At 70.8% G+C, this 25,774-nt stretch carries 19 protein-coding genes and 1 pseudogene; 11 read left to right on the top strand and 9 right to left on the bottom strand.

Going from position 1 to position 25,774, the window contains the following annotated elements:
- Nucleotides 1-9: 9 nt before the first annotated feature.
- A complete protein-coding gene (locus ABTX60_RS19360; RefSeq protein ID WP_352098233.1) occupies nucleotides 10-1,005 on the bottom strand; it encodes a magnesium and cobalt transport protein CorA in 996 nt (331 codons plus the stop codon).
- A gap of 61 nt (nucleotides 1,006-1,066) precedes the next feature.
- Here ABTX60_RS19360 and ABTX60_RS19355 point away from each other — a divergent pair, with 61 nt between their 5' ends.
- The 4 genes from ABTX60_RS19355 to mshC all read left to right on the top strand — a co-directional run bounded on the left by ABTX60_RS19355 (nucleotide 1,067) and on the right by mshC (nucleotide 4,537).
- A complete protein-coding gene (locus ABTX60_RS19355) occupies nucleotides 1,067-1,753 on the top strand; it encodes a histidine phosphatase family protein (protein ID WP_352098232.1) in 687 nt (228 codons plus the stop codon).
- 78 nt (nucleotides 1,754-1,831) lie between these two features.
- The gene (locus ABTX60_RS19350) at nucleotides 1,832-2,419 is read left to right on the top strand and encodes a DUF3090 domain-containing protein (RefSeq protein WP_352098231.1); all 588 of its coding nucleotides are present in this window, start codon (nucleotides 1,832-1,834) and stop codon (nucleotides 2,417-2,419) included.
- On the top strand, nucleotides 2,383-3,213 hold the full coding sequence (locus tag ABTX60_RS19345; protein ID WP_352098230.1) for an SCO1664 family protein: 831 nt from the start codon (nucleotides 2,383-2,385) through the stop codon (nucleotides 3,211-3,213). The genes ABTX60_RS19350 and ABTX60_RS19345 overlap by 37 nt, the downstream gene beginning before the upstream one ends.
- Nucleotides 3,214-3,307: 94 nt before the next feature.
- A complete protein-coding gene (gene mshC, locus ABTX60_RS19340; RefSeq protein WP_352098229.1) occupies nucleotides 3,308-4,537 on the top strand; it encodes a cysteine--1-D-myo-inosityl 2-amino-2-deoxy-alpha-D-glucopyranoside ligase in 1,230 nt (409 codons plus the stop codon).
- Nucleotides 4,538-4,622: 85 nt separating this feature from the next.
- On the opposite strand, the gene ABTX60_RS19335 is transcribed toward mshC, so the two are convergent.
- From ABTX60_RS19335 to ABTX60_RS19310, 6 genes are all read right to left on the bottom strand, one after another.
- Complete coding sequence (locus tag ABTX60_RS19335) at nucleotides 4,623-5,606, bottom strand: PAC2 family protein (protein ID WP_352098228.1); 984 nt, start codon at nucleotides 5,604-5,606, stop codon at nucleotides 4,623-4,625.
- Nucleotides 5,607-5,763: 157 nt separating this feature from the next.
- The gene (locus ABTX60_RS19330) at nucleotides 5,764-6,435 is read right to left on the bottom strand and encodes a FadR/GntR family transcriptional regulator (RefSeq protein WP_352098227.1); all 672 of its coding nucleotides are present in this window, start codon (nucleotides 6,433-6,435) and stop codon (nucleotides 5,764-5,766) included.
- Between the two features lie 127 nt (nucleotides 6,436-6,562).
- Complete coding sequence (locus tag ABTX60_RS19325; protein WP_352098226.1) at nucleotides 6,563-8,179, bottom strand: glycerol-3-phosphate dehydrogenase/oxidase; 1,617 nt, start codon at nucleotides 8,177-8,179, stop codon at nucleotides 6,563-6,565.
- A gap of 8 nt (nucleotides 8,180-8,187) precedes the next feature.
- Nucleotides 8,188-9,726, bottom strand: a complete 1,539-nt coding sequence (gene glpK, locus ABTX60_RS19320; RefSeq protein ID WP_352098225.1) for a glycerol kinase GlpK — start codon at nucleotides 9,724-9,726, stop codon at nucleotides 8,188-8,190.
- Nucleotides 9,727-9,809: 83 nt separating this feature from the next.
- Nucleotides 9,810-10,604, bottom strand: a complete 795-nt coding sequence (locus ABTX60_RS19315; protein WP_352098224.1) for an MIP/aquaporin family protein — start codon at nucleotides 10,602-10,604, stop codon at nucleotides 9,810-9,812.
- Between the two features lie 262 nt (nucleotides 10,605-10,866).
- Complete coding sequence (locus ABTX60_RS19310; RefSeq protein WP_352098223.1) at nucleotides 10,867-11,640, bottom strand: IclR family transcriptional regulator; 774 nt, start codon at nucleotides 11,638-11,640, stop codon at nucleotides 10,867-10,869.
- A 304-nt stretch (nucleotides 11,641-11,944) separates the two neighbouring features.
- Between ABTX60_RS19310 and metH the strand changes: the two genes are divergently transcribed.
- From metH to ABTX60_RS19290, 4 genes are all read left to right on the top strand, one after another.
- Nucleotides 11,945-15,460, top strand: a complete 3,516-nt coding sequence (gene metH / locus ABTX60_RS19305; RefSeq protein ID WP_352098222.1) for a methionine synthase — start codon at nucleotides 11,945-11,947, stop codon at nucleotides 15,458-15,460.
- 171 nt (nucleotides 15,461-15,631) lie between these two features.
- Nucleotides 15,632-16,333, top strand: a complete 702-nt coding sequence (locus ABTX60_RS19300) for an HAD family hydrolase (protein WP_352098221.1) — start codon at nucleotides 15,632-15,634, stop codon at nucleotides 16,331-16,333.
- Nucleotides 16,334-16,742: 409 nt separating this feature from the next.
- Nucleotides 16,743-18,347: an ABC transporter substrate-binding protein gene (locus ABTX60_RS19295; RefSeq protein ID WP_352098220.1), complete on the top strand. Its 1,605-nt coding sequence runs from the start codon at nucleotides 16,743-16,745 to the stop codon at nucleotides 18,345-18,347.
- Between the two features lie 109 nt (nucleotides 18,348-18,456).
- On the top strand, nucleotides 18,457-20,040 hold the full coding sequence (locus ABTX60_RS19290) for an ABC transporter substrate-binding protein (RefSeq protein WP_352098219.1): 1,584 nt from the start codon (nucleotides 18,457-18,459) through the stop codon (nucleotides 20,038-20,040).
- A gap of 68 nt (nucleotides 20,041-20,108) precedes the next feature.
- Here the strand turns inward: ABTX60_RS19290 and ABTX60_RS19285 are convergent, their stop codons facing one another.
- Complete coding sequence (locus tag ABTX60_RS19285; RefSeq protein ID WP_018570356.1) at nucleotides 20,109-20,780, bottom strand: response regulator; 672 nt, start codon at nucleotides 20,778-20,780, stop codon at nucleotides 20,109-20,111.
- Nucleotides 20,781-20,837: 57 nt separating this feature from the next.
- Nucleotides 20,838-21,878 (bottom strand): annotated as a pseudogene (locus tag ABTX60_RS19280) (RecB family exonuclease); the annotation flags it as partial.
- 188 nt (nucleotides 21,879-22,066) lie between these two features.
- On the opposite strand from ABTX60_RS19280, the gene ABTX60_RS19275 reads away from it, so the two are divergent.
- From ABTX60_RS19275 to ABTX60_RS19265, 3 genes are all read left to right on the top strand, one after another.
- Nucleotides 22,067-23,911: a site-2 protease family protein gene (locus ABTX60_RS19275; protein WP_352098217.1), complete on the top strand. Its 1,845-nt coding sequence runs from the start codon at nucleotides 22,067-22,069 to the stop codon at nucleotides 23,909-23,911.
- A gap of 39 nt (nucleotides 23,912-23,950) precedes the next feature.
- Entirely contained in the window at nucleotides 23,951-24,853 is a 903-nt protein-coding gene (locus tag ABTX60_RS19270) for a tRNA (adenine-N1)-methyltransferase (RefSeq protein WP_031141913.1), read from the top strand.
- A gap of 318 nt (nucleotides 24,854-25,171) precedes the next feature.
- Nucleotides 25,172-25,750 carry a hypothetical protein gene (locus ABTX60_RS19265; RefSeq protein WP_352098216.1) on the top strand — a complete coding sequence of 193 codons (579 nt, stop codon included), beginning with the start codon at nucleotides 25,172-25,174 and terminating at the stop codon, nucleotides 25,748-25,750.
- The last annotated feature ends 24 nt before the right edge of the window (nucleotides 25,751-25,774 follow it).

Raw genomic sequence — 25,774 nt, 5'->3', positions numbered from 1 at the left:
CCGGTCCCGCTACAGCCATCCCCGGCGCTTGAACAGCCGGAAGACCATGACCTCCAGGACGGCCATCAGGGCCATCAGGGCCGGATAGGACCAGCCGTAGCGCAGTTCGGGCATGTGCTCGAAGTTCATGCCGTAGATCCCCGCGAACATCGTGGGGATCGCGGCCATGGCCGCCCACGCGGAGATCTTCCGCATGTCGTCGTTCTGCCGGACGCTCATCTGCGCGAGATGCGCCGAGAGGATGTCCGACACCAGCCGGTCCAGGTTCTCCACGGACTCGTTCACGCGCGTGAGGTGGTCATTGACGTCGCGGAAGAACGGCCGGGCCCGGTCGTCCACGAACGGCACGGTCACGCCGGTCGACGCCGTGCCCGCCAGTCGGCTCATCGGCGGGGCCAGCGGTCCGGTCGCCCGGCGGAACTCCAGGACCTGCCGCTTGAAGTCGTAGATCCGCGATGCCGTGTTGCGGGAGCCACCACCGTCCGGCGAGAAGACCTCCGCCTCCAGGCCCTCCAGGTCCGTCTGCAACTCGGTCGCCACGTCCAGGTAGTGGTCGACGGTGGCGTCGGCGACCGCGTACAGCACGGCCGTGGGGCCCTTGCCCAGCAGCTCCGGCTCCCGCTCCAGCCGGTGACGTACGGCCTTGAGCGGGGAGCCCTCGCCGTGCCGGACGGTCACCACGAACGAGTCGCCCAGGAAGATCATGATCTCGCCCGAGGACACGGTGTCGCTCTGCGGCTCGTACGCCACCGGCTTGAGCACCACGAAGAGCGAGTCGTCGTACACCTCCAGCTTGGGCCGTTGATGGGCCTTGAGGGCGTCCTCGACGGCCAGCGGGTGCAGCCCGAACTCCTGGGTCACATGGTCGAACTCGTCCTCCGTCGGCTCGTGCAGCCCGATCCACACGAAGCCGCCCGCCGTGCGGGCGTCCCCCAGGGCGTCGGAGAGGTCCTCGGGGCCTTCCGTCCGTTGTCCGTCGCGATAGATGGCACAGTCGACGATCACGAAACGAGTCTCCCGTCACTCGAACGACACCGCACGCGTGCGTGCGCCTACGCTGGAGCGCATGCCCACGCTGATCCTGGTCAGGCACGGACGCTCCACCGCCAACACCGAGGGGCTGCTCGCCGGCTGGACGCCCGGTGTCGCCCTCGACGAGCGCGGCGCCGCGCAGGCCGCCGCGCTGCCCGGGCGGCTGGCCGAAGTGCCTCTCTCCGAAATCGTCACCAGCCCGCTCCAGCGCTGCCAGGAGACGATCCAGCCCCTTCTCGACGCCCGGCCGCGGCTGAGCCCGCACACCGACGAACGTATCGGCGAGTGCCACTACGGCGACTGGTCGGGGCGCAAGCTCGCCGAGCTCAAGGACGAGCCCCTGATGGAGGTCGTGCAGGCGCACCCCTCCGCGGCGGCCTTCCCCGGCGGGGAGTCCATGCGGTCCATGCAGACGCGTGCCGCCGAGGCCGTACGCGAGTGGAACGCGCGCGTGGAGCGCGACCACGGCGCCGACGCCGTCTACCTCATGTGCTCGCACGGCGACATCATCAAGTCGCTCGTCGCGGACGCGCTCGGGCTTCACCTGGACCTCTTCCAGCGGATTTCCGTCGAACCGTGTTCCATCACCGCGATCCGCTACACACGACTGCGGCCGTTTCTCGTACGGCTCGGCGACACCGGTGACTTCACGTCCCTCGTGCCGCGCGAGGAGGCGCCGGGCGGCGAGGCCGAAGTCGGGGGTGGTGCGGGCGCACCGTGATCGTTCACCGCAGTAGGGTGAAGCGGTCGCAGCAGTGCCGTGGTCACACGGTTCCCACGATTCCAATGGAGACAGGACGTGTCCCGTCAGGTGTTCCTCTACGACCATCCGGAGCGCTTCGTGGCCGGTACGGTCGGACTGCCCGGGCGCCGTTCGTTCTTCCTCCAGGCCTCCGCCGGCTCCCGGGTGACCAGCGTGGCCCTGGAGAAGACCCAGGTCGCCGCCCTCGCCGAGCGCATGGACGAACTGCTCGACGAGGTCGTACGCCGTAGCGGCGGCAGCGCCCACGTCCCCGCAGTCGCCCCCTCGGACACCGACACCGCACCGCTGGACACCCCCATCGAGGAGGAGTTCCGGGTCGGCACCATGGCGCTCGCCTGGGACGGCGACGAGCAGCTCATGATCGTCGAGGCGCAGGCGCTCGTGGAGCTGGACGCGGAAAACGAGGAGGACCTCGCCGAGGCCGAGGAGCGGCTGCTCCAGGACGAGGAGAACGGGCCGCCGATGCTGCGGGTCCGGCTCACCGGCACGCAGGCCAGGGCCTTCGCCAAGCGCGCCCTCGACGTCGTCAACGCCGGACGGCCGCCGTGCCCGCTGTGCAGCCTCCCGCTCGACCCGGAAGGACACGTATGTCCGCGCCAGAACGGATACCGCCGCGGAGCGTGACGCCTCCCGCGAACGCCGCCGAGCTGCTCGCCCGCGGCGAACTGACCGTACGCGGACGCATCCGCGAGGCCTCCAACGCGGCCCTGTACTGCACGGTGTCCCACGACGGCGAGGACGCGGCCTGCATCTACAAGCCGGTCGCGGGAGAGCGGCCCCTGTGGGACTTCCCCGACGGGACGCTGGCCCAGCGCGAGGTCGCCGCGTACGAGGTCTCCGAGGCGACCGGCTGGAGCCTCGTACCGCCCACCGTGCTGCGCGAGGGGCCCTACGGCGAGGGCATGTGCCAGCTGTGGGTCGAGGTGACGCCCGAGGCGGAACTGCTCGCCCTGGTCGACGGCGAGGAACCCGAGCCGGGCTGGAAGGCGATCGGCTTCGCCGAGGTCGGCGAGGGTCGCACCGCGCTGCTCGTGCACGCCGACGACGAACGGCTGCGACGGCTCGCGGTCCTCGACGCGGTCATCAACAACGCCGACCGCAAGGGCGGTCACCTGCTGCCCACCGGTGAGGGGCGGCTCTACGGCATCGACCACGGCGTCACCTTCAACGCCGAGAACAAGCTGCGGACGCTGCTGTGGGGCTGGGCGGGGGAGCCCCTCACCCGGGAGGCCGTCGACGTCCTCGAAGGCCTCAGGAAGGGTTTGGCGGAGGGCGGGACGCTCACCACGCGGCTCGAACCGCTGATCACCGGGGCGGAGATCGACGCCACCCGGGCGCGGGTCGGAGCGCTGCTCGCCTCGGGGACCCACCCGGAGCCGAGCGGGGAATGGCCGGCGATCCCCTGGCCACCCGTGTAGCAGCACGGTCGCCGGATCACCGCAAGAGCGCCTTCTCGGTCGTGTGGCCCGCTCCCATTCGTATCTGGAACTTCAGTCCGGTTAGGCTCAAGGCATGCATGCCTGGCCCGCTTCCGAGGTCCCCGCCCTGCCTGGTCAGGGCCGCGACCTGAGGATCCACGACACCGCGACCGGCGGCCTCGTCACCCTCGACCCCGGTCCCGTCGCCCGTATCTACGTCTGTGGCATCACCCCGTACGACGCCACGCACCTGGGACACGCGGCGACCTACAACGCGTTCGACCTCGTTCAGCGCGTGTGGCTCGACACCAAGCGCCAGGTTCACTACGTCCAGAACGTCACCGACGTCGACGATCCGCTCCTGGAGCGGGCGGAGCGCGACGGCGTCGACTGGGCCGCGCTCGCCGAGAAGGAGACGGCCCTCTTCCGCGAGGACATGACGGCCCTGCGGATGCTGCCGCCCCGGCAGTACATAGGCGCCGTCGAGGCCATACCCGGGATCGTCCCGCTCGTCGAGCGGCTCCGGGACGTCGGCGCTGCCTACGAGCTGGAGGGGGACGTCTACTTCTCCGTCGAGTCCGACCCGCACTTCGGCAAGGTCTCGAACCTCGACGCCGCTGCGATGCGGCTGCTGTCCGCCGAGCGCGGCGGCGACCCGGAGCGCCCCGGCAAGAAGAACCCGCTCGACCCGATGCTGTGGATGGCGGCCCGCGAGGGCGAGCCCAGCTGGGACGGCGGATCGCTCGGGCGCGGACGCCCCGGCTGGCACATCGAGTGCGTGGCCATCGCCCTCGACCACCTCGGCATGGGCTTCGACATCCAGGGCGGCGGCTCCGACCTCGCCTTCCCGCACCACGAGATGGGCGCCTCGCACGCCCAGGCCCTCACCGGCGAGTTCCCCATGGCCAAGGCGTACGTGCACGCCGGCATGGTCGCCCTGGACGGCGAGAAGATGTCCAAGTCCAAGGGCAATCTGGTCTTCGTCTCCAAGCTCCGGCAGGACGGCGTCGACCCGGCCGCGATCCGGCTCACGCTGCTCTCCCACCACTACCGCGCCGACTGGGAGTACACCGACCAGGTTCTCCGGGACGCCGTCGCACGGCTCGGCCGCTGGCGGGCCGCCGTGTCCCGGCCCGACGGGCCGCCGGCGGAGGCCCTCGTCGACGAGATCCGCGAGGCCCTGGCGAACGACCTGGACGCCCCCGCCGCACTCGCCGCGGTCGACCGCTGGGTCGCGCTCCAGGAGCGCGGCGGCGGCACGGACATCGGCGCGCCCGGGGTGGTCTCCCGGGCCGTGGACGCGCTGCTGGGCGTAGCGCTGTAGCAGTCGAACACACGACAGGGGCGTCTCCCGGCCGGGAGACGCCCCTGTGACGTGCGTGCGGTGCGGCGCAGCGCGGTGCTTCGCCTCAGTCCTCCGACGACTCGTCGTCGTCCGTGCCCGGCTTCGGCGGCTTCGGCGGGCGGGTGCGGCCGCTGGGGTTGTCCCGCAGGTACGACGTGCTGTCGCTGCCGTCGGCCGTGGCGTGACCGCCGGGCGCTGGCGGCCCGCCGCCGTCGTGGCGCCGCAGGTAGCGTTCGAACTCCCGGGCGATCGCTTCGCCGGACGCCTCCGGCAGCTCGGCGGTGTCCCGGGCCTCCTCCAGCGACTGGACGTACTCGGCGACCTCGCTGTCCTCGGCGGCCAGCTGGTCCACGCCGACCTGCCAGGCGCGCGCGTCCTCCGGCAGCTCGCCCAGCGGGATGCGCACGTCGATCAGGTCCTCCAGGCGGTTCAGCAGCGCCAGGGTGGCCTTCGGGTTCGGCGGCTGCGACACGTAGTGCGGCACCGCGGCCCACAGTGAGACGGCCGGGACACCCGCGTGCGTGCAGGCCTCCTGGAGGACGCCGACGATGCCCGTGGGGCCCTCGTACTTGGTCTCCTCCAGGTCCATGCGGCGGGCCAGGTCCGGGTCGGACGTCGTGCCGCTGATCGGAACCGGCCGGGTGTGCGGGGTGTCGCCGAGCAGGGCGCCCAGGACGACCACCAGTTCCACCCCCAGTTCGTGCGCGAAGCCCAGCAGTTCGTTGCAGAACGAGCGCCACCGCATGGACGGTTCGATGCCCCGGACGAGGACGAGATCGCGCGGCTTCTCACCGCCGACCCGGACCACCGACAGCCTGGTCGTGGGCCAGGTGATCTTGCGGACGCCCGCTTCCATGAACACCGTGGGGCGGTTGACCTGGAAGTCGTAGTAGTCCTCGGCGTCCAGCGCCGCGAACACCTCGCCCTTCCATTCCCGGTTCAGATGCGCGACCGCGGTGGAGGCGGCGTCGCCGGCATCGTTCCAGCCCTCGAACGCGGCCACCATGACCGGGTCGACCAGCTCGGGAACCCCCTCGAGCTCGATCACCCAGCGCCTCCTTCCGACGTGCCCTCGCTTGACCACCCAACCTTACGGCGTGCCGCGGGGGCGCCCGCAGCCCCCTTGCAGGGGGAGTGACCCATCACTGCCCCGTGATCCGCCCCTGAACACCCCGGATGCGTCCGAGCAGTCCGTGAGGCCCTGGTCACAGCGTGGAGCGCAGCCACTGCTCCACACTCGCGACGTGGACGGTCGCCCACGAGCGCGCCGCCTCGGGGTCCCGGTCGCGCAGGGCGGCCAGGATCGCGCGGTGCTCGCGCAGGGTGCGGGCGACGGCGTCCTCCTGGGTGAGGCCGCGCCAGATCCGTGCCCGGGTCGTGGGGCCTGACAGACCGTCGAGCAGCGAGCACAGCACGGAGTTGCCCGAGCTCTGCACGATGCCCCGGTGGAACTCCAGGTCGCAGGCGACGAGGTCCTCCACGGACGGGGTGTCGCCGAGCCTGTCCAGCTGGGCGGCGAGCGCGTCCAGTTGCTGCTCGCTGATCCGCAGCGCCGCCATGGCGGTCGCCGCCGGCTCCAGGATGCGGCGTACGGCGAGGAACTCCAGCACCGTGTCGTCGCGGTGGAAGTCGACGACGAAGCTCATCGCCTCCAGCAGGAGTTGCGGGTCGAGGCTGGTGACGTAGGTGCCGTCGCCCTGCCGTACGTCGAGGATCCGGATCAGCGACAGGGCGCGCACGGCCTCCCGCAGGGAGTTGCGCGACAACCCCAGGTCGGCGGCGAGTTCGCTCTCCTTGGGCAGCCGGTCGCCCGGGCGCAGCGCGCCGGAGACGATCATCCCTTTGATCTTCTCGATCGCCTCGTCGGTGACTGCCATGGCGGCCTCCCTGTGCGTTTAAGACCTCCGACGTATCAGGTCATTATGCGGGCACGGGAACGCGGCAGGGGCGGCTCCGTCGGCATGGAGCCGCCCCTGCCGGGATGGGGTCCCCCCGTACCCGTGCCTACTTCTTGTCGAGCACGTCCTGCACCTTGGCGCGGATGTCGTCCGTGGCGAGGCCGCGGATCGTCAGCGTCGTGCGGCGGCGCAGCACGTCGTCCTGCGTCTCGGCCCACTCGTGGTCCCGGGCCCAGACGACCTGCGCCCAGATCTCCGGGGCGTCGGGGTGGACGCGCTCGGCGAGCTCGGGGCTCTCGTTGGCCATGCGGGCGATGTCGAACGCCAGCGAACCGTAGTGCGTGGCCAGGTGCTTGGCCGTGTCCGCCGCCATGCGCGGGCCCGGCGCCGGCCGGTCGGTGAGCAGCCGGTGGGCCACCGCGCGGGGGTTGGCGATGCCGGGCAGCGGCAGCTTCTTCGGCAGCGCGCTGATCGGCTCGAAGTCGTCGCCCAGCGGGTGGCCCGGCAGCGCCTCCAGCTTCTTCATGATCGTCCGGCCGATGTGGCGGAAGGTGGTCCACTTGCCGCCCGCGACGGACAGCATGCCGCCCTTGCCCTCGGTGACGACCGTCTCGCGCTTGGCCTTGGAGGTGTCGCCGGGGCCGCCCGGCAGCACCCGCAGGCCCGCGAAGGCGTAGGTGATCAGGTCGCGGTCCAGCTGCTGGTCCCGGACCGAGAAGGCGGCCTCGTCGAGGATCTGGGCTATGTCCTTCTCGGTGACCGAGACGTCCGCCGGGTCGCCCTCGAACTCCTCGTCGGTGGTGCCGAGCAGCAGCATGTCCTCCCAGGGGAGGGCGAAGGTGATGCGGTACTTGTCGATCGGGGTCGCGAGCGCGGCCTTCCAGGGGGAGGTGCGCTTGAGGACCAGGTGCGCGCCCTTCGACAGGCGGATGGACGGCGCCGCGTTCGGGTCCTCCAGCTTGCGCAGGTGGTCGACCCACGGGCCGGTCGCGTTCAGCACCAGCCGGGCGCTGACGCCGAACTCGTCACCGGACAGCCGGTCCTTCAGCTCGGCGCCGGTGACCCGGCCCTGGGTGAAGCGCAGGCCCGTCACCTCGGCGTGGTTGAGGACGACCGCGCCCGCCTCGACGGCCCCGCGGACCGTCATCAACGCCATGCGCGCGTCGTTCATCTGGTCGTCGCCGTAGACGGCGACGGCCTTGAGGTTTTCGGTGCGCAGCTCGGGCACGTCCTGCGCGGCCTTGGCCGGCGACAGCAGGTGCCCGACGCCGTCACCGAACGCGGAGAGCGCGGAGTAGGCGAAGACGCCCGCCCCGAGCTTCGCCGCGCCGTGCGGCCCGCCCTTGTACACGGGGAGGTAGAACGTGAGCGGGTTCGCCAGGTGGGGAGCCACCTGGCGGGAGACCGCACGGCGCTCGAAGTGGTTCTCCGCGACCAGCTTCACGGCGCCGGTCTGCAGGTAGCGCAGACCGCCGTGGAGCAGCTTGGAGGAGGCGGAGGACGTGGCGCCGGCGAAGTCGCCGGCGTCCACCAGAGCCACCCTGAGGCCGGACTGCGCGGCGTGCCAGGCGGTGGAGATGCCCAGGATGCCGCCGCCGATCACGAGAAGGTCGTACGACGCCTTGGAAAGCTGCTCCCTGGTCTCGGCTCGGCTCGGGTTCGAGCCGGAGGCCGGGTGCGTCCCCAGGGCAGGCACGGACTGCAGGGTGGACTTGGTGGTCATGCTGTTTCTTACTCCTCGTCCTCGAGCCAGCCCATGGTCCGCTCGACGGCCTTGAGCCAGTTCTTGTACTCACGGGCGCGGGTGTCCGCGTCCATGCGGGGGGTCCACTCGGCGGCCCGGCGCCAGTTGGCGCGCAGGTCGTCGGTGCTGTTCCAGAAGCCGACGGCGAGACCGGCGGCGTAGGCGGCGCCGAGGCAGGTGGTCTCGGCGACCATCGGGCGCACCACGGGGGCGTCCACGAAGTCGGCGAGGGTCTGCATCAGCAGGTTGTTGGAGGTCATGCCGCCGTCGACCTTGAGGGCGGCAAGCTCCACGCCGGAGTCCTTCGTCATGGCGTCGGCGATCTCCCGCGTCTGCCAGGCGGTGGCCTCCAGGACGGCGCGCGCGAGGTGCGCCTTGGTGACGTACCGGGTGAGGCCGGCGATCACACCGCGGGCGTCGGAGCGCCAGTACGGGGCGAACAGGCCGGAGAAGGCCGGCACGAAGTAGGCGCCGCCGTTGTCCTCGACCGACAGGGCGAGGGTCTCGATCTCGGCGGCGGTGGAGATCAGGCCCATCTGGTCGCGCATCCACTGCACCAGCGAACCGGTGACCGCGATCGAGCCCTCCAGGGCGTAGACCGTCTTCTGGTCGCCGATCTTGTAGCCGACCGTCGTCAGCAGGCCGCTGTAGGAGTTGATGATCTTGTCACCGGTGTTCATCACCATGAAGGTGCCGGTGCCGTAGGTCGACTTGGTCTCGCCCTCGGCGAAACAGGTCTGGCCGAACAGGGCCGCCTGCTGGTCGCCGAGCGCGGAGGCGACCGGGATGCCGCCGAGCAGGTCGCCCAGCTTCCCGCCGGTGATCTCACCGTAGACCTCGGCGGAGGAGCGGATCTCGGGCAGGATCTGCTGCGGGACGCCGATGGACTCGCAGATCTTCTCGTCCCACTGCATGGTGTGCAGGTTCATGAGCATCGTGCGCGAGGCGTTGGTGACGTCCGTGACGTGCTTGCCGCCGTCGGTACCACCGGTCAGGTTCCAGATGACCCAGGTGTCCATGGTGCCGAAGAGGATGTCGCCCGCCTCGGCGCGCTCCTTCAGGCCCTCGACGTTGTCGAGCAGCCAGCGGGCCTTGGGGCCGGCGAAGTAGGAGGCGAGCGGCAGGCCCGTCTCACGGCGGAAGCGGTCCTGGCCGACGTTGCGGCCGAGCTCGCGGCAGAGGGCGTCGGTGCGGGTGTCCTGCCAGACGATGGCGTTGTGGACGGGCTCACCGGTGTTCTTGTCCCACAGCACGGTCGTCTCGCGCTGGTTGGTGATGCCGATGGCCTTGATGTCGTCGCGGGTGATGCCGGCCTTCTCGATGGCCCCGGCGACGACCTCCTGGACGTTCGTCCAGATCTCGGTGGCGTTGTGCTCGACCCAGCCCGGCTTCGGGAAGATCTGCTCGTGCTCCTTCTGGTCGACGGAGACGATCCGGCCGTCGCGGTCGAAGACGATGCAGCGGCTGGAGGTCGTGCCCTGGTCGATGGCGGCGATGAACGGGCCGGCGGTGTGCGCGTCGGTCACTGTGTGCTCCTGGTAATTCCGGGTTTATGGGGCTTTACGTACGGCGCGTGCTGGAAGTTTCCCGACAGGGCGGGGAATCGCTCCTAGGCGAATGCGACGTTGTAGATGCCCGCCGCGATGGCGCCGCCGATCAGCGGAGCCACCACGGGGACCCAGGCGTAGCCCCAGTCGGAGCCGCCCTTGTTGGGCAGTGGCAGCAGGGCGTGCACGATGCGCGGGCCGAGGTCACGGGCCGGGTTGATCGCGTACCCCGTCGGGCCGCCGAGAGACAGGCCGATGGAGACCACGACGAGCGCGGTGATCAGGGCGCCCAGGTTGCCCAGGCCGTTGCCCTTGTCGTTCAGGCCCTGAGTGAGCACGGCGAGAACCAGCACGATGGTGCCGATGACCTCCGTCGCCACGTTCTGCCAGGCGACACGGACCTCGGGGCCGGTGGAGAAGACGCCCAGCACGGGGCCGGCGCCCTTCTCCTGGGCCTCGACGGCCTTGGCAGTGGTGTCCTGCGCACCCGGGCCGCCCACTATCTCGCGGTCGGTGAGGTGCGCGTGGAACTGACCGTAATAAGCGACCCAGACCAGAGCGGCACCGATCATGGCGCCGAGGAGCTGGCCGGCCCAGTAGACCGGGACGTTCTTCCAGTCGCCGTCCTTGATGGCGATGGCCAGCGTCACGGCCGGGTTCAGATGGGCGCCGGACAGCGGCGCCGAGGTGTAGACCGCCGTGAGCACCGCGAAGCCCCACCCGAAGGTGATGGCGAGCCAGCCGGCGTTGCGTGCCTTGGAGGCCTTCAGCGTGACGGCGGCACAGACGCCGCCGCCGAGGAGGATGAGTATGGCGGTACCGATGGTCTCGCCGATGAAGATGTCGGAGCTGGACACCCGCGACTCCTTTGTCCTACGTCCAGGGAAGTTCGATACCGGCCTGGCGTTGTCACACTCTAGCGCGTATTGCCGGTAGCTGTTCGACAATGTCGACCGATGGACGGGAGTCTTGCTTCGGCGTTACGAGCACGTCAAGGGCTGTGGACTCGAAAATCTGATCGTTACTGATCGCCGCCGACTCGGTGATCTTTGCCGCAGGTGAGCGCGGACATGCCGAGGACCGGAACGCCGTACGACGCCCCGGTCCGCTGGTGTGCCCTCAGAACCGCCCGGCGCCCAGGTCTCTCGAGACCGCGCGGGCGCAGTCCCGTACGGCCGCGATGAGCTCCGGCCGCAGTGCTCCCTCGTCGTCGGGCCGGCACAGCCGCTCCACGGCGCCCGTGATGCCCACCGCGCCGACCGGCATGCGCCGCCGGTCGTGGATGGGGGCGGCGATGGACGCCACGCCCTCCCAGGTCTCCTCCACGTCCGCCGCGTACCCACGCGCGCGCGTGACGTCGAGGATGTGCTCGAAGCCCTCCGGCTCGCACACCGTCCGGTCGGTGAACGCCTTGCGGTCGGCCTCCAGGGCCTCGCTGTGCGCCACCGGGTCGTAGGCGGACAGCACCTTGCCCAGGGCCGTGGAGTGCAGCGGCTGCATGGCCCCGATCTCCAGGACCTGCCGGCTGTCGTCGGGCCGGAAGACGTGGTGCACGATCAGCACGCCCTGCTGGTGCAGGACGCCCAGGTAGACGCTCTCGCCGCTGGAGCGGGCCAGGTCGTCGGCCCACACCAGGGCGCGGGCCCGCAGCTCGTGCACATCGAGGTAGGTGGTGCCCAGGCGTAGCAGCTCCGCGCCCAGCTGATAGCGCCCGGAGGCGTCGTCCTGCTCCACGAAGCCCTCCTGCTGGAGGGTGCGCAGGATGCCGTGGGCGGTGCCTTTGGCCAGGCCCAGCGACGAGGCGATGTCCGACAGGCCGAGCCGCCGCTCGCCGCCCGCGAGCAGCCGCAGCATCGCGGCCGCCCGTTCGAGCGACTGGATGTTCCGTGCCATCGCCGTACTGCCTCCGTCCCCTTCGACCGCCGACGAGCGTCACCACAGCCCTCGTTCGGCAATGTCGAACACTACCGGTCGATGTCGACCTCCCGCTAATGGCTGGTCCCCATTTGTTGCGCCGGGATGACCGACGCGTCACCCGGTCGGCCGATCCGATGCCACCGGAGTCCGCCCCGTGGACGCCCTGCCCATCCAAGCCCACTCCCGGTTACGCTGGCGCGGTGCGCCCTTCCCCGGATGCCCCGTGGCTGCCCGGGAGGCCGCAAAGCCGACAGCCGTCGCATTCGAGGGAGCCTCTTTCATGGCCGCGTTGCCGCCGACCCCTTCCACAGACAGCCGGGCCCGCGTGTCCGCGTTCCGAGAAGCCCTGGCCACCCGAGTGGTCGTGGCCGACGGAGCCATGGGCACCATGCTCCAGGCGCAGGACCCCACCCTCGAGGACTTCGAGAACCTCGAGGGCTGCAACGAGATCCTCAACGTGACGCGGCCGGACATCGTCCGTTCGGTCCACGCCGAGTACTTCGGCGCCGGTGTGGACTGCGTGGAGACCAACACCTTCGGCGCCAACCTCACCGCCCTCGGCGAGTACGACATCCCCGAGCGCGTCACCGAGCTGTCCGAGGCCGGCGCCCGGATCGCCCGCGAGGTGGCCGACGAGTTCACCCTCAGCACCGGGCGACAGCGCTGGGTGCTCGGCTCGATGGGACCCGGCACCAAGCTGCCCACCCTCGGCCACACCACCTTCGGGGCCATCCGAGACGCCTACCAGCAGAACGCCGAGGGCCTGCTCGCGGGCGGCGCTGACGCGCTGCTCGTGGAGACCACGCAGGACCTCCTCCAGACCAAGGCCTCCGTCATCGCCGCCCGCCGGGCCATGGAGGCCACCGGCCACTCCGTCCCGTTGATCGTCTCCGTGACCGTCGAGACGACCGGCACCATGCTGCTCGGCTCCGAGATCGGCGCGGCCCTGACCGCGCTGGAGCCGCTCGGCATCGACATGATCGGTCTGAACTGCGCCACGGGCCCCGCCGAGATGAGCGAGCACCTGCGCTTCCTGTCCCGGCACTCGCGCATCCCGCTGTCCTGCATGCCGAACGCGGGCCTGCCGGTGCTGACCAAGGACGGCGCGCACTACCCGCTGACCGCGCCCGAGCTGGCCGAGGCGCAGGGCACCTTCGTCCGGGACTACGGCCTCTCCCTCGTCGGCGGCTGCTGCGGCACGACCCCCGAGCACCTGCGTCAGCTGGTCGAACGCGTCCGGGACACCGCCCCGACCGAGCGCGCTCCGCAGCCCGAGCCGGGCGCGGCCTCCCTGTACCAGTCGGTGCCGTTCCGGCAGGACACCTCCTACCTGGCCATCGGCGAGCGCACCAACGCCAACGGCTCGAAGAAGTTCCGCGAGGCCATGCTGGAGGGCCGCTGGGACGACTGCGTGGAGATGGCCCGCGACCAGATCCGCGAGGGCGCGCACATGCTCGACCTGTGCGTGGACTACGTCGGCCGCGACGGCGTCGCCGACATGGAGGAACTGGCCGGCCGCTTCGCCACCGCCTCCACGCTGCCGATCGTGCTGGACTCCACCGAGGTCGACGTCGTCCGGGCCGGTCTGGAGAAGCTCGGCGGCCGCGCGGTGATCAACTCGGTCAACTACGAGGACGGCGACGGCCCCGAGTCCCGCTTCGCCAAGGTCACGGCCCTCGCCCAGGAGCACGGCGCGGCCCTGATCGCGCTGACCATCGACGAGGAGGGCCAGGCCCGCACCGCCGAGAAGAAGGTCGAGATCGCCGAACGGCTCATCGACGACCTGACCGGCAACTGGGGCATCCACGAGGAGGACATCCTCGTCGACTGCCTGACCTTCACGATCTGCACCGGCCAGGAGGAGTCCCGCAAGGACGGCATCGCCACCATCGAGGGCATCCGCGAGCTGAAGCGGCGCCACCCGAAGGTGCAGACCACCCTCGGCCTGTCCAACATCTCCTTCGGCCTCAACCCGGCCGCCCGCATCCTGCTGAACTCCGTCTTCCTCGACGAGTGCGTCAAGGCGGGCCTGGACTCGGCGATCGTGCACGCCAGCAAGATCCTGCCGATCGCCCGCTTCAGCGAGGAGGAGGTCCAGACGGCCCTGGACCTCATCCACGACCGCCGCGCCGAGGGCTACGACCCACTGCAGAAGCTCATGCAGCTCTTCGAGGGCGCCACCGCCAAGTCCCTCAAGGCCGGCAAGGCCGAGGAACTGGCCGCCCTGCCGCTGGACGAGCGACTCAAGCGGCGCATCATCGACGGCGAGAAGAACGGCCTCGAAGCGGACCTCGACGAGGCCCTCCAGGAGCGGCCCGCGCTCGACATCGTCAACGAGACCCTGCTGGACGGCATGAAGGTCGTCGGCGAGCTGTTCGGCTCCGGCCAGATGCAGCTGCCGTTCGTCCTGCAGTCCGCCGAGGTCATGAAGACGGCCGTCGCCCACCTCGAACCGCACATGGAGAAGACCGACGAGGCCGGCAAGGGCACCATCGTGCTCGCCACCGTGCGCGGCGACGTGCACGACATCGGCAAGAACCTCGTCGACATCATCCTGTCCAACAACGGCTACAACGTCGTCAACCTCGGCATCAAGCAGCCGGTCTCCGCGATCCTGGAAGCCGCCGAGGAGCACAAGGCCGACGTGATCGGCATGTCCGGACTGCTGGTGAAGTCCACGGTGATCATGAAGGAGAACCTGGAGGAGCTCAACCAGCGCGGCCTGGCCTCCGGCTACCCGGTCATCCTCGGCGGCGCCGCGCTCACCCGGGCCTACGTCGAGCAGGACCTGCACGAGATCTACGAGGGCGAGGTCCGCTACGCCCGGGACGCCTTCGAGGGGCTGCGCCTGATGGACGCGCTCATCGGCGTCAAGCGCGGCGTGCCCGGCGCGAAGCTCCCCGAGCTCAAGCAGCGCCGGGTCAGGGCCGCGGCCCCGGCCGCCGTCGAGGAGCGCCCCGAGGAGGGGCACGTCCGCTCCGATGTCGCCACCGACAACCCCGTGCCCACCCCGCCCTTCCGCGGCACCCGCGTGATCAAGGGCATCCAGCTCAAGGAGTACGCGAGCTGGCTCGACGAGGGCGCCCTGTTCAAGGGCCAGTGGGGCCTCAAGCAGGCCCGCACCGGCGAGGGCCCGTCGTACGAGGAACTCGTCGAGAACGAGGGCCGGCCCCGGCTGCGCGGCCTGCTGGACCGGCTCCAGACGGAGAACCTGCTGGAGGCGGCCGTGGTCTACGGCTACTTCCCGTGCGTCTCCAAGGACGACGACCTGATCATCCTGGACGAGCAGGGCAACGAGCGCACCCGCTTCACCTTCCCGCGCCAGCGCCGGGGCCGCCGCCTGTGTCTGGCCGACTTCTTCCGCCCGGAGGAGTCCGGCGAGACCGACGTCGTCGGCCTCCAGGTCGTCACCGTCGGCTCGCGCATCGGTGAGGAGACCGCGCGGCTCTTCGAGGGCAACGCCTACCGGGACTACCTCGAACTGCACGGGCTGTCCGTGCAGCTGGCCGAGGCGCTCGCCGAGTACTGGCACGCGCGCGTGCGCTCCGAGCTCGGCTTCGCCGGCGAGGACCCGGACGAGATGCAGGGCATGTTCGAGCTGAAGTACCGGGGTGCCCGCTTCTCCCTCGGCTACGGCGCCTGCCCCGACCTGGAGGACCGGGCCAAGATCGCCGACCTGCTCCAGCCGGAGCGCATCGGCGTCCAGCTGTCCGAGGAGTTCCAGCTGCACCCCGAGCAGTCCACGGACGCCATCGTGATCCACCACCCGGAGGCGAAGTACTTCAACGCCCGCTGAGCGGCTCTTGCCGGTGCACGTCACGGCGGCGCCCGGCGTATCCACGGTGTGCCCGGGGGCACAGCCGCTGAACGAGGCACTTCGCTCACGGACGACGTAGACTGGTCGGTCCACCGCAGGCCGGTTCCCTTCGTGGGAGCCGGCCTGACCGTCCCTCAAGGAGGTACGTGGATGACCAGTACGGTCCCCGCACTCGGCACCCGGTCCGCCGAAGGGTCGGCCCTGCAGGCCGTGCTCCTCGACATGGACGGCACGCTGGTGGACACGGAGGGCTTCTGGTGGGACGTCGAGGTCGAGGTCTTCGCCTCCCTCGGCCACACGCTCGACGAGTCCTGGCGCCATGTCGTGGTCGGCGGCCCCATGACCCGCAGCGCCGGGTTCCTCATCGAGGCCACCGGCGCCGACATCCCCCTCGACGAGCTCACCGTGCTCCTGAACGACGGCTTCGAGGACCGCATCGACCGCGCCCTGCCGCTGATGCCCGGCGCCGGCCGGCTGCTCGCCGAGCTGTACGAGTACGAGATCCCCACAGCCCTCGTCTCCGCCTCACACCGGCGCATCATCGACCGGGTGCTCACCTCGCTCGGAGCCCACCACTTCCGCCTGACGGTTGCTGGTGACGAGGTGCCGCGCACCAAGCCCCACCCCGATCCGTACCTGGCCGCCGCCGCCGGACTCGGCGCGGACCCGGCCCGGTGCGCCGTCATCGAGGACACCGCGACCGGGGTCGCCGCCGCCGAGGCCGCGGGCTGCCAGGTCGTGGCCGTGCCCTCCGTGGCCCCCATCGCCCCGGCCCTGCGCCGCACGGTCGTCACCTCCCTCGAAGAGGTCGACCTGACATTTCTGCACGGTCTGATGACGGAAATGCGCTAGGCGTTCACCCAGCGTGCAGCGGTGTTAGGGCGGCAATTCCGAAGGCGAATTCGAAGCTCTCCGGACGATCGAATTCCCGTACCTGCGCACCCGTTTACGCGTGTGACGTTCCCCACGCATTCCGGGGTCGACAACCGATCCGGCGCGTGCTGTGCACCCCCTCAAGGGGGCTGTCGGCGTGCCCTTGTGTCCCGATTGATGGAACGCTGTACCAAAGCTTCCACTGTCGGGTTTTCGGTGTGTCCGCGCCCGGTTCCACAGCGTGATGGGTGCTCAACTCCGGTGGCTGCGAACCCTCCTGCCGGCCCGGACTAACCTCGTCGCGAGAACATCGCCCCACCCCCGTGATCCGCTGCGCCACCCCTGCATGCCGGGTACACGGAGTCGACAGCTCTGGAGAAACTCGAGCATGAACCGCAAGACTTTGGTGCTGCCGGCCGTGATCGGCCTGCTCGCGCCGGTGCTCGCCGCCTGCGGAGGGTCCGACAGCGGGAGCAGCGACAGCGACGCGATCGTTGTCGGTACCACGGACCGGTTCACCGCCTCGAAGGACGCCCCGGCGCCCCTCGACCCGGCCTACGCCTACGACGTCGGCACCTGGAACATCCTGCGCCAGACCGTGCAGACCCTGATGATCCAGCCGCGCGGCGAGGGCGAGCCGGTACCGGAGGCCGCCGAGCGGTGCGGCTTCACCGACACCGGCAACGAGCGCTACGCCTGCACCCTGCGCGACGGCCTGAAGTTCTCCAACGGCAACGCTGTCACCGCGGCCGACGTGAAGTACTCCATCGACCGCGCCCGCTCCCTCAAGGCCGACAGCGGCGTGTTCGCGCTGCTGTCCACCATCGACACCGTCGAGACCCAGGGCGACCGCGAGGTCATCTTCCACCTCAAGACCGCCGACGCGACCTTCCCGTACAAGCTGTCGACCCCGGTCGCCGGCATCGTCGACCCCGACGACTACCCGAAGAACAAGCTGCGCGACGGCTTCGACCTGGAGGGCTCCGGCCCGTACACCCTCAAGGCCGACGTCGAGAACAACGAGCTGGTCAAGGCCGAGTTCACCAAGAACCCCGACTACAAGGGGACCCTGAAGGTGAACAACGACAAGGTCGACATGGTGTCCTTCAAGGACGCCGACGCCATGGGCGAGGCACTGGACAAGGGCGACATCGACCTGATGACCCGCGCCATGTCGCCGGATCAGATCCGCAAGCTCTCGGGCGGCACCGACACCGACGTCGACCTCGTCGAGATGCCCGGCCTGGAGATCCGCTACCTGGGCTTCAACACCGACGCCCCGACGGTGAAGTCCAAGGCCGTACGCCAGGCGATGGCCCAGATCGTCAACCGCAGCGCCCTGGTCTCCAAGGTCTACGGCACCCAGGCCGAGCCGCTGTACTCGCTGGTCCCGGCCAGCGTCACCGGCCACTCCAACTCGTTCTTCAACAAGTACGGCGAGCCGAACGTCACCAAGGCCCGTTCCCTGCTCAACCGGGCGAACATCACCACGCCGGTGAAGCTGACGCTGCACTACACCACCGACCACTACGGCCCGGCCACCAAGAAGGAGTTCGAGGTCCTGCGCGACCAGCTGAACTCCAGCGGCCTGTTCGACGTCGGCATCAAGGGCACTCCCTGGGACACCTTCCGCCCGGCCGAGAAGAAGGGCGACTACGACGTCTACGGCATGGGCTGGTTCCCGGACTTCCCGGACGCCGACAACTTCCTCGCGCCGTTCCTCGACGCCGACAACACGCTCGGCTCGCCGTACGCCAACAGCCAGATCCGCAACACCCTGATCCCGGAGTCCCGCCGTGAGGCGGACCGGCTGTCCGCCTCCACCAGCCTGACGGACATTCAGGACATCGTCGCCGGTGATGTGCCGGTGCTGCCGCTGTGGCAGGGCAAGCAGTACGTCGCCGCCCGCGACGACGTCACGGGTACCGCCTACGCGCTCAACTCCGCCTCGACGCTCCAGCTGTGGGAGCTCGGGCGGGGCGTGAGCGGCTGACGGACCCGCTGGATCCCCGGGGGCCCCTGACCGCGGCCCCCGGGGATCCGTGCCCCGGAGCCAGGGACAGGCTCCGGGAGTTCTCGAGAACCGACGACAAGGCACACACGTGAAGATACGCAACCAGTGGCCGGTCCTGCCCATCGTGGCGGGGCTCGCCTCCGGACTGCTGACCGGCTGTGGCACGGAGAGCGGAGACTCCGCGGGGGACGGCTCCAACGTGGTGGTGGGGATGTCCGACGACGTCCTGGCCACGGACCCGGCCTCCGGCTACGACCCCGGCTCCTGGCTGTTGTTCAACAACGTCTTCCAGTCCCTGCTGAGCTTCCCCAAGGGCGCCACGGAACCGCAGCCCGAGGCCGCCGAGAGCTGCACCTTCACCGACACGAAGAGCTCGGTCTACAGATGCACGCTGAGGGACGGCCTCAAGTTCAGCAACGGTGACGCCCTCACCTCACAGGACGTCAAGTTCTCCTTCGAGCGGATGCTGAAGATCAACGACCCTGACGGGCCCGCGATCATGTTCCCCACGCTGGACGAGGTCGAGACCCCGGACGAGCAGACGGTCGTCTTCCACCTCAACACGTCCGACGCCACCTTCCCGAGCAAGATCGCCTCCGGCGCCGGCTCCATCGTCGACCACAACGAGTACGACGCGGGCAAGCTGCGCAAGGACGGCCAGGCCGTCGGCTCCGGCCCCTACAAGCTCGACTCGTTCGACGACGGCCAGGCCGTCTTCTCCGTCAACGAGAACTACAAGGGCACCGCCAAGGTGAGCAACACCGGCGTGACGCTGAAGTTCTTCGACGGCGACCAGACCGCCCTGAAGAAGGCCATCCAGGACGAGGACGTCGACATCGCCTACCGCGGCCTCACCGCGGGCGACGTCGCCGACATGGAGAAGGCCGACGACGGCACCGGCACCGAGGTCGTCGAGGGCAGCAGCGCCGAGGTCCAGCACCTGGTGTTCAACATGAACGACCCGGTCGCAGGAAAGATCGGCGTCCGCAAGGCCATCGCCCACCTGCTCGACCGCGAAGCCCTCATCAAGGACGTCTACCAGGGCACCGCGACCCCGCTGTACTCGATCATCCCGGCCGGTATCGCGGGCCACAACACGGCCTTCTTCGACACCTACGGCGCCCGCCCCTCCAAGGCCAAGGCCCGGGCCGCGCTCCGCGAGGACGGCATCACGGACAGGGTGAAGCTCACCCTCTGGTCGACCCCGTCCCGCTACGGCCCCGCCACCGACCAGGAGCTGGAGGCCATCGCCGGCCAGCTCAACACCAGCGGCCTGTTCGACGCGAGCGTCAAGTCGGTCTCCTTCGGTCAGTACGAGAAGGACATCGCAGCCGGCAAGTACGGCGTCTACGTGAAGGGCTGGGTGCCGGACTACCCGGACGCCGACAACTTCACGGCCCCCTTCTTCGGCGAGGGCAACGTGCTGAGCAACAACTACGACAACGGCACGATCACCGGATCGCTCATCCCGCGCACCGCCGCCCTGACCAACCGGGCCTCCACGGACAAGGAGTTCGGCGAGCTGCAGGACATCGTCGCCGACGAACTCCCCGTCCTGCCGGTGTGGCAGGCCAAGCAGTACGCGGTCGTCCGCGACGGCGTCTACGGCCTCGAGTACTGCCTCGACGCCTCGACGGTGTTCCGCTTCTGGGAGCTCAGCAAGGACGCCTGACGCACCGAAACGAAAAAGGGCGCCTCCCGCTCGGCGGGGGCGCCCTCTCGCGTGCCGGATCGCGGTCGCTACTGCGCTCCCGGGCGCACCAGCCCGCTCTCGTATGCGTACACCGCCGCCTGCACCCGGTCGCGCAGGCCCAGTTTCGTCAGCACATGCCCGACGTGCGTCTTGACGGTGGTCTCACTGACGAACAGGTCGGCGGCGATCTCCGCGTTGGACAGCCCGCGCGCCACCAGCTTCAGCACCTCGACCTCGCGGTCGGTGAGCGTGTGCAGCGTGTCCGGCACCGGCTCGTCCCCCGACGGCAGGTGCGTGGCGTACTTGTCGAGCAGCCGGCGCGTGATGCTCGGCGCGAGCATCGCCTCGCCCGCGGCGACGACCCGGATGGCCTGCACCAGTTCGTTGGCGGGCGCGTCCTTGAGCAGGAACCCGCTGGCACCGGCGCGCAGCGCCTCCACCACGTACTCGTCGAGGTCGAAGGTGGTCAGCACCAGCACCTTCGCCGGCCCGTCCCGCTCGGGGCCGGTGATCTGCCGGGTCGCCTCCACACCGTCCATCCGCGGCATGCGGATGTCCATCAGAACCACATCGGGCTGTAGCGCACGCACCTGGTCGAGTGCCTGCAGTCCGTCACCGGCCTCCCCGACGACCGCGATGTCCTGCTCGGCCTCCAGGATCATCCGGAAGCCGGTACGGAGCAGCGGCTGGTCGTCGACCAGTAGGACGCGGATGGCCACGTAAGTCTCCTTCGCTCGTCCGGCCCCATTCTGCCCTGCGCGGGCCCGCCGGACTCAGGCGCCCTCACCGGCGGCGGGCTGCACCGGAAGCTCCGCCGCGCGCACCGGCAGCGGATACGGCGGGGGAGTGCCCCCGAACTCCGGGCAGTGAGCCCGGTGGTCGCACCAGCCGCACAACTTCGTGGGGCGCGGCCGCCAGTCGCCCGTCTCGGTGGCGAGCCGGATCGCCTCCCACAGCGCCAGCAGCTTGCGCTCCACCCGCTCCAGGTCGGCGAGGACCGGGTCGTACGTCACCACCTGGCCGCTGCCGAGGTAGACCAGCTGGAGCCGCCGGGGGACCACGTTCTTCAGCCGCCACACCACCAGGGCGTAGAACTTCATCTGGAACAGGGCGCCCTCGGAGTACTCCGGCCTGGGCGCCTTCCCCGTCTTGTAGTCGACGATCCGGACCTCGCCCGTGGGCGCCACGTCGACCCGGTCGATGATGCCGCGCAGCCGCAGCCCGGACTCCAGCTCGGCCTCGACGAACAGCTCCCGCTCGGCCGGCTCCAGACGGCTGGGGTCCTCCAGGGTGAACCAGCGCTCGACGAGCTGCTCCGCCTCGCCCAGCCAGCGCGCCAGCCGCTCGCCCCGCGGATCGTCGGCGAACAGCTCCCCGACCTCCGGCCGCGTCTCGCGCAGCCGGTCCCACTGGCCGGGGACCAGCGACTTCGCCCGGGGCGCCGTGCGCTCGGCCGCCGGGGCGTCGAAGAGCCGCTCCAGGACCGCGTGCACCAGGGTGCCCCGGGTCGCGGCCTCGCTCGGCTTCTCCGGCAGCCGGTCGATCACCCGGAAGCGGTAGAGCAGAGGGCACTGCATGAAGTCACTGGCACGCGAGGGGGACAGCGAGGCGGGCGGTATGGCGGTGGACCCGGTCACGAGGGCGCTCACGGCTTCGGTCTCGGCCGCTGCCTCCGCCACCGGCCGGGCCTCGGCCTCCGTCCGCGCCTCTGCCGCCGTCTCCACTGCCGTCTCCGCGGGCCCGGCCGGGACCGGCGGATCCACCGCCGCGGCCGGACTGCTGTCGGGCTGCGCCGCGCCCTCGGTGCTCGTCTCCATGCCCCAGACCTTACGGCCCGCCACTGACAGTGACCCGGCCGTGTTGCGTGGGGGAAGCCGGGAGAGGAGGTCGACGTACGGGAAACACAGGGGTGCCGGGGCGAAACGCACCACGACGGACGCATACCATCGACTCGAGACCCTCCCGTCCGGCAGGCGCGGGAGACGCTTCGATCGAGGGGACACCGGTGGACGAGAGCGGCGGGCGCGGGCGGCCGCGGTCCGGCAACGACGAGTCGGCCGAGCGCCACGCGGGGCGCCCGGGCCGGGCCACCGACCCGATCCCCACCGGCGAACAGCCCACGAACCAACACCGCTTGACTCCCGAGCAGCCCGCTGCGGCGCCGGACCAGCCCATGGAGGGCCCGGAGCAACGTACTGCGGCCCCGACACCGACCGCTCCGGCGTCAGAGCAGCCCGCTGCCGCGCCCAAGCCGGACGCCGCGCCGGCGGCGCAGCCCACTGAGGCCCCGAAGCCGGACGCAGCGTCGCCGGACCAGCCCGCAGCGGCGCAGGAGCCGATCGATCCGGTGGCTCCCGCCGGTACCTCTCCGGCAGACACACCTGCGTCGCGGCCGGCCGCGTCGGACGGCCAGGAGGACGACTCGGCAGCGGACCAGACTCCCGCCGTCGGCGACCGCGGCGGTTCGCCGGAGGGCGACACGCACCCCGACCGCGCCTACGCCAGCGGCCCCCACTCGGCATCTTCCGGCGGCCGGCCCGAGGCGGATCGCCTGAGCAAGACCCCGGCCCCCGGCCCGGGCGATCAGGACCGTCCGCAGCCCTCGGGCCCCGCCCCCGCCCCCGGCCACTCGAGTCACCACGGCGACCGCCCCCTCGCGCACTCCGCCGACGGCAAGGGTCCCGTCCCCCAGCGGCCGGAACCCCGGGGCGGGCTGCTCATGGGGCGGCCCTTCGGGGTGCCCGTGTACGTCGCACCGAGCTGGTTCCTCGTCGCCGCACTGATCACCTGGGTGTTCGGCGGCCAGCTGGAGCGCGTGCTGCCCGAGCTCGGCGCCGCCCGCTACCTGGTCTCCCTCTTCTTCGCGGTCGCCTTCTACGCCTCCGTGCTCGTCCACGAGCTGGCCCACACCGTCGCCGCCCTCCGTTTCAAGCTCCCGGTCCGCCGCATCCAGCTCCAGTTCTTCGGCGGCGTCTCCGAGATCGAGAAGGAGGCCGAGACCCCCGGTCGCGAATTCGTGCTGGCCTTCGTCGGGCCCCTGCTCTCCCTGGTCCTCGCCGGCGTCTTCTACGCCGCCCTGCTGGCCGTGGAACCCGGCACCGTCCCGGGTGTCCTGCTCGCCGGCCTGATGATCTCCAACCTCATCGTGGCCGCGTTCAACCTCCTGCCCGGACTGCCCCTCGACGGCGGCCGCATGCTCCGGGCCGTGGTCTGGAAGATCACCGGCAAGCCGATGACCGGCACCATCGCCGCCGCCTGGGTCGGCCGCGCCCTGGCCGTCTCCGTCCTGATCGGGCTGCCGCTGCTGACCCAGTCCGGCGCCCTCGGCACCGACGCCGTCGACAACGTCGGCATGGACACCGTCCTCGACGCCCTGCTCGCCGCCATCCTCGCCGCGATCATCTGGACCGGCGCCGGCAACAGCCTGCGCATGGCCCGCCTGCGCGAGCACCTCCCCGAACTGCGCGCCCGGGCCCTCACCCGCCGCGCGGTCCCCGTCGAGACCGACACCCCGCTCTCGGAGGCCCTGCGCCGCGCGAACGCCGCAGGAGCCCGCGCCCTGGTCGTCGTCGACGCCGACGGCAAGCCCCTCTCCCTCGTCCGAGAGGCCGCCATCGCCGGCGTACCCGAGCACCGCCGCCCCTGGGTCGCCGTCAGCGGCCTCGCCCAGGACCTCACCGACGGCATGCGCGTCTCCGCGGAACTCTCGGGCGAGGAACTCCTCGACGCCCTCCGGGCGACCCCCGCGACCGAGTACCTCGTCGTGGAGGAGACGGGCGAGATCTACGGCGTGCTCTCGGCGGCCGACGTGGAACGGGCCTTCGTGAAGGCGATGGCGAGGCCCAGCTGAGTGGTCGGAGCCCCCTCCCGGGACCGGTAGGCTGGTCACATGTCCGAACCGACCGGTGCCGCCCGCAGGCGCGGGCCCTTCAAGGTCGGGGACCAGGTTCAGCTGACCGACCCCAAGGGCCGCCACTACACGTTCACGCTCGAGGCCGGGAAGAACTTCCACACCCACAAGGGTTCCTTCCCGCACGACGAACTGATCGGCGCTCCCGAGGGCAGCGTTGTCCGCACCACGGGGAACGTCGCCTACCTCGCGCTGCGCCCCCTGCTCCCCGACTACGTCCTGTCCATGCCCCGCGGCGCCGCCGTGGTCTACCCCAAGGACGCGGGGCAGATCCTCGCCTTCGCCGACATCTTCCCCGGCGCGCGCGTCGTGGAGGCGGGTGTCGGCTCCGGCTCGCTCAGCAGCTTCCTGCTGCGGGCCATCGGCGACCAGGGCATGCTGCACAGCTACGAGCGCCGTGCCGACTTCGCCGAGATCGCCCAGGCGAACGTGGAGCGCTACTTCGGCGGGCCGCACCCCGCCTGGCAGCTCACCGTCGGCGACCTCCAGGACAACCTGTCCGACGCCGACGTCGACCGCGTCATCCTCGACATGCTCGCCCCCTGGGAGTGCCTGGAGGCCGTCTCCAAGGCGCTCGTCCCCGGTGGCATCCTGTGCTGCTACGTGGCGACCACCACCCAGCTCGCCCGGACCGTCGAGTCCATCCGCGAGATCGGCTGCTTCAACGAGCCGACCTCCTGGGAGACGATGATCCGCAACTGGCACATCGAGGGCCTGGCCGTCCGCCCGGACCACCGGATGATCGGCCACACCGGCTTCCTGCTCACCGCCCGCCGCCTCGCCGACGGCGTCGAGCCGCCCATGCGCCGCCGCCGCCCCGCCAAGGGCGCCTACGGCGAGGACTACGCGGGTCCCAACGCCGACGGCGGCACCGCCCGCTGAAGCGGTCCGTCACCGCGTCCAACGCACCGGCGCCGTGCCGGAGTTCCCGGATCCGTACCGGAACTCCGGCACGGCGCCCTTTCGTTGCCGCCCGGGGTGAACCCCCGTCCGGCGCCGTTGACCTGCCGCGCAGGCCCCGACGACCCTGGGCGCGCCGCAGCGCGGGCGAGGCCTCCGCGGTCCGCTGACACTGCGGCAGGAACCGTAACCCTTCTGACTTCCCCGGCGCGGGACATGCACACCCCGCCGTTCCCTCGGGCTGTGACGTGTGGCACCATGCTGGCCACCCCACCGGCACAGCCTCAGGAGACCCTCCTAGTGCAGTCTTCCGCCGTCCCGGAGCTCGCCCACACCCACACCCGCCCCATCCACTGGCTCGCCACCGCGACGGCCGTCGCCGGTGTCGTGGCCTTCTCCTCGATCCTGCAGCCCGGCGCGGCGACCGCGGCCCAGCCGGCAGCCCCCGAGACCAAGAGCGCTCCGGCGCACCTGACTCCGCCCGACCCGGCGACGGTGGCGTTCCCGATCGAGTGCGGCCCGGTGAAGGCCGTGGTGAAGAAGCGGGCTTCCGGAGACCTCGACGGCGACGGCCGCCCCGAGACGGTGGCCGTGGTGCACTGCGACTCCCCGATGGGCACCCCGCCGGACGGCGTGTACGTCGTGACGCGCGACGCCGGCGGCGGCACACCACGCGTCGTGGCCACGCTGCTCGACCCCAAGGACGGCACCACCGTCACCGACTTCGCCGTACGGGACGGCGCCGTGACGGCCACGCTCCTCGGCTACTCGTCGGCCGACGTGCCGCGTTGCTGCCCCGATGTGAAGAGCGACGCGAAATGGCGTTGGCAGGGCGGCTCGTTCGTCCGCTCGACGCCCGCCGGAGCCCGCACCGTGTGAGGCAGGTGCGACGGCGCGTGTGAG

It is taken from the genome of Streptomyces sp. NPDC126510 (genome assembly GCF_040302345.1).
In the GTDB taxonomy this organism is placed as follows: Bacteria; Actinomycetota; Actinomycetes; order Streptomycetales; family Streptomycetaceae; genus Streptomyces.
Note: the sequence above shows the minus strand (reverse complement) of the source record. Positions and strands in the feature narration are given on the sequence as shown.

Excerpts from the sequence above, each read along its gene's own strand:
- ABTX60_RS19355 (WP_352098232.1), top strand. The coding sequence starts at position 1,067 with ATGCCCACGCTGATCCTGGTCAGGCACGGACGCTCCACCGCCAACACC.
- ABTX60_RS19345 (WP_352098230.1), top strand. The coding sequence starts at position 2,383 with ATGTCCGCGCCAGAACGGATACCGCCGCGGAGCGTGACGCCTCCCGCG.
- mshC (WP_352098229.1), top strand. The coding sequence starts at position 3,308 with ATGCATGCCTGGCCCGCTTCCGAGGTCCCCGCCCTGCCTGGTCAGGGC.
- ABTX60_RS19330 (WP_352098227.1), bottom strand. The coding sequence starts at position 6,435 with ATGGCAGTCACCGACGAGGCGATCGAGAAGATCAAAGGGATGATCGTC.
- ABTX60_RS19325 (WP_352098226.1), bottom strand. The coding sequence starts at position 8,179 with ATGACCACCAAGTCCACCCTGCAGTCCGTGCCTGCCCTGGGGACGCAC.
- ABTX60_RS19310 (WP_352098223.1), bottom strand. The coding sequence starts at position 11,640 with ATGGCACGGAACATCCAGTCGCTCGAACGGGCGGCCGCGATGCTGCGG.
- metH (WP_352098222.1), top strand. The coding sequence starts at position 11,945 with ATGGCCGCGTTGCCGCCGACCCCTTCCACAGACAGCCGGGCCCGCGTG.
- ABTX60_RS19300 (WP_352098221.1), top strand. The coding sequence starts at position 15,632 with ATGACCAGTACGGTCCCCGCACTCGGCACCCGGTCCGCCGAAGGGTCG.
- ABTX60_RS19295 (WP_352098220.1), top strand. The coding sequence starts at position 16,743 with ATGAACCGCAAGACTTTGGTGCTGCCGGCCGTGATCGGCCTGCTCGCG.
- ABTX60_RS19270 (WP_031141913.1), top strand. The coding sequence starts at position 23,951 with ATGTCCGAACCGACCGGTGCCGCCCGCAGGCGCGGGCCCTTCAAGGTC.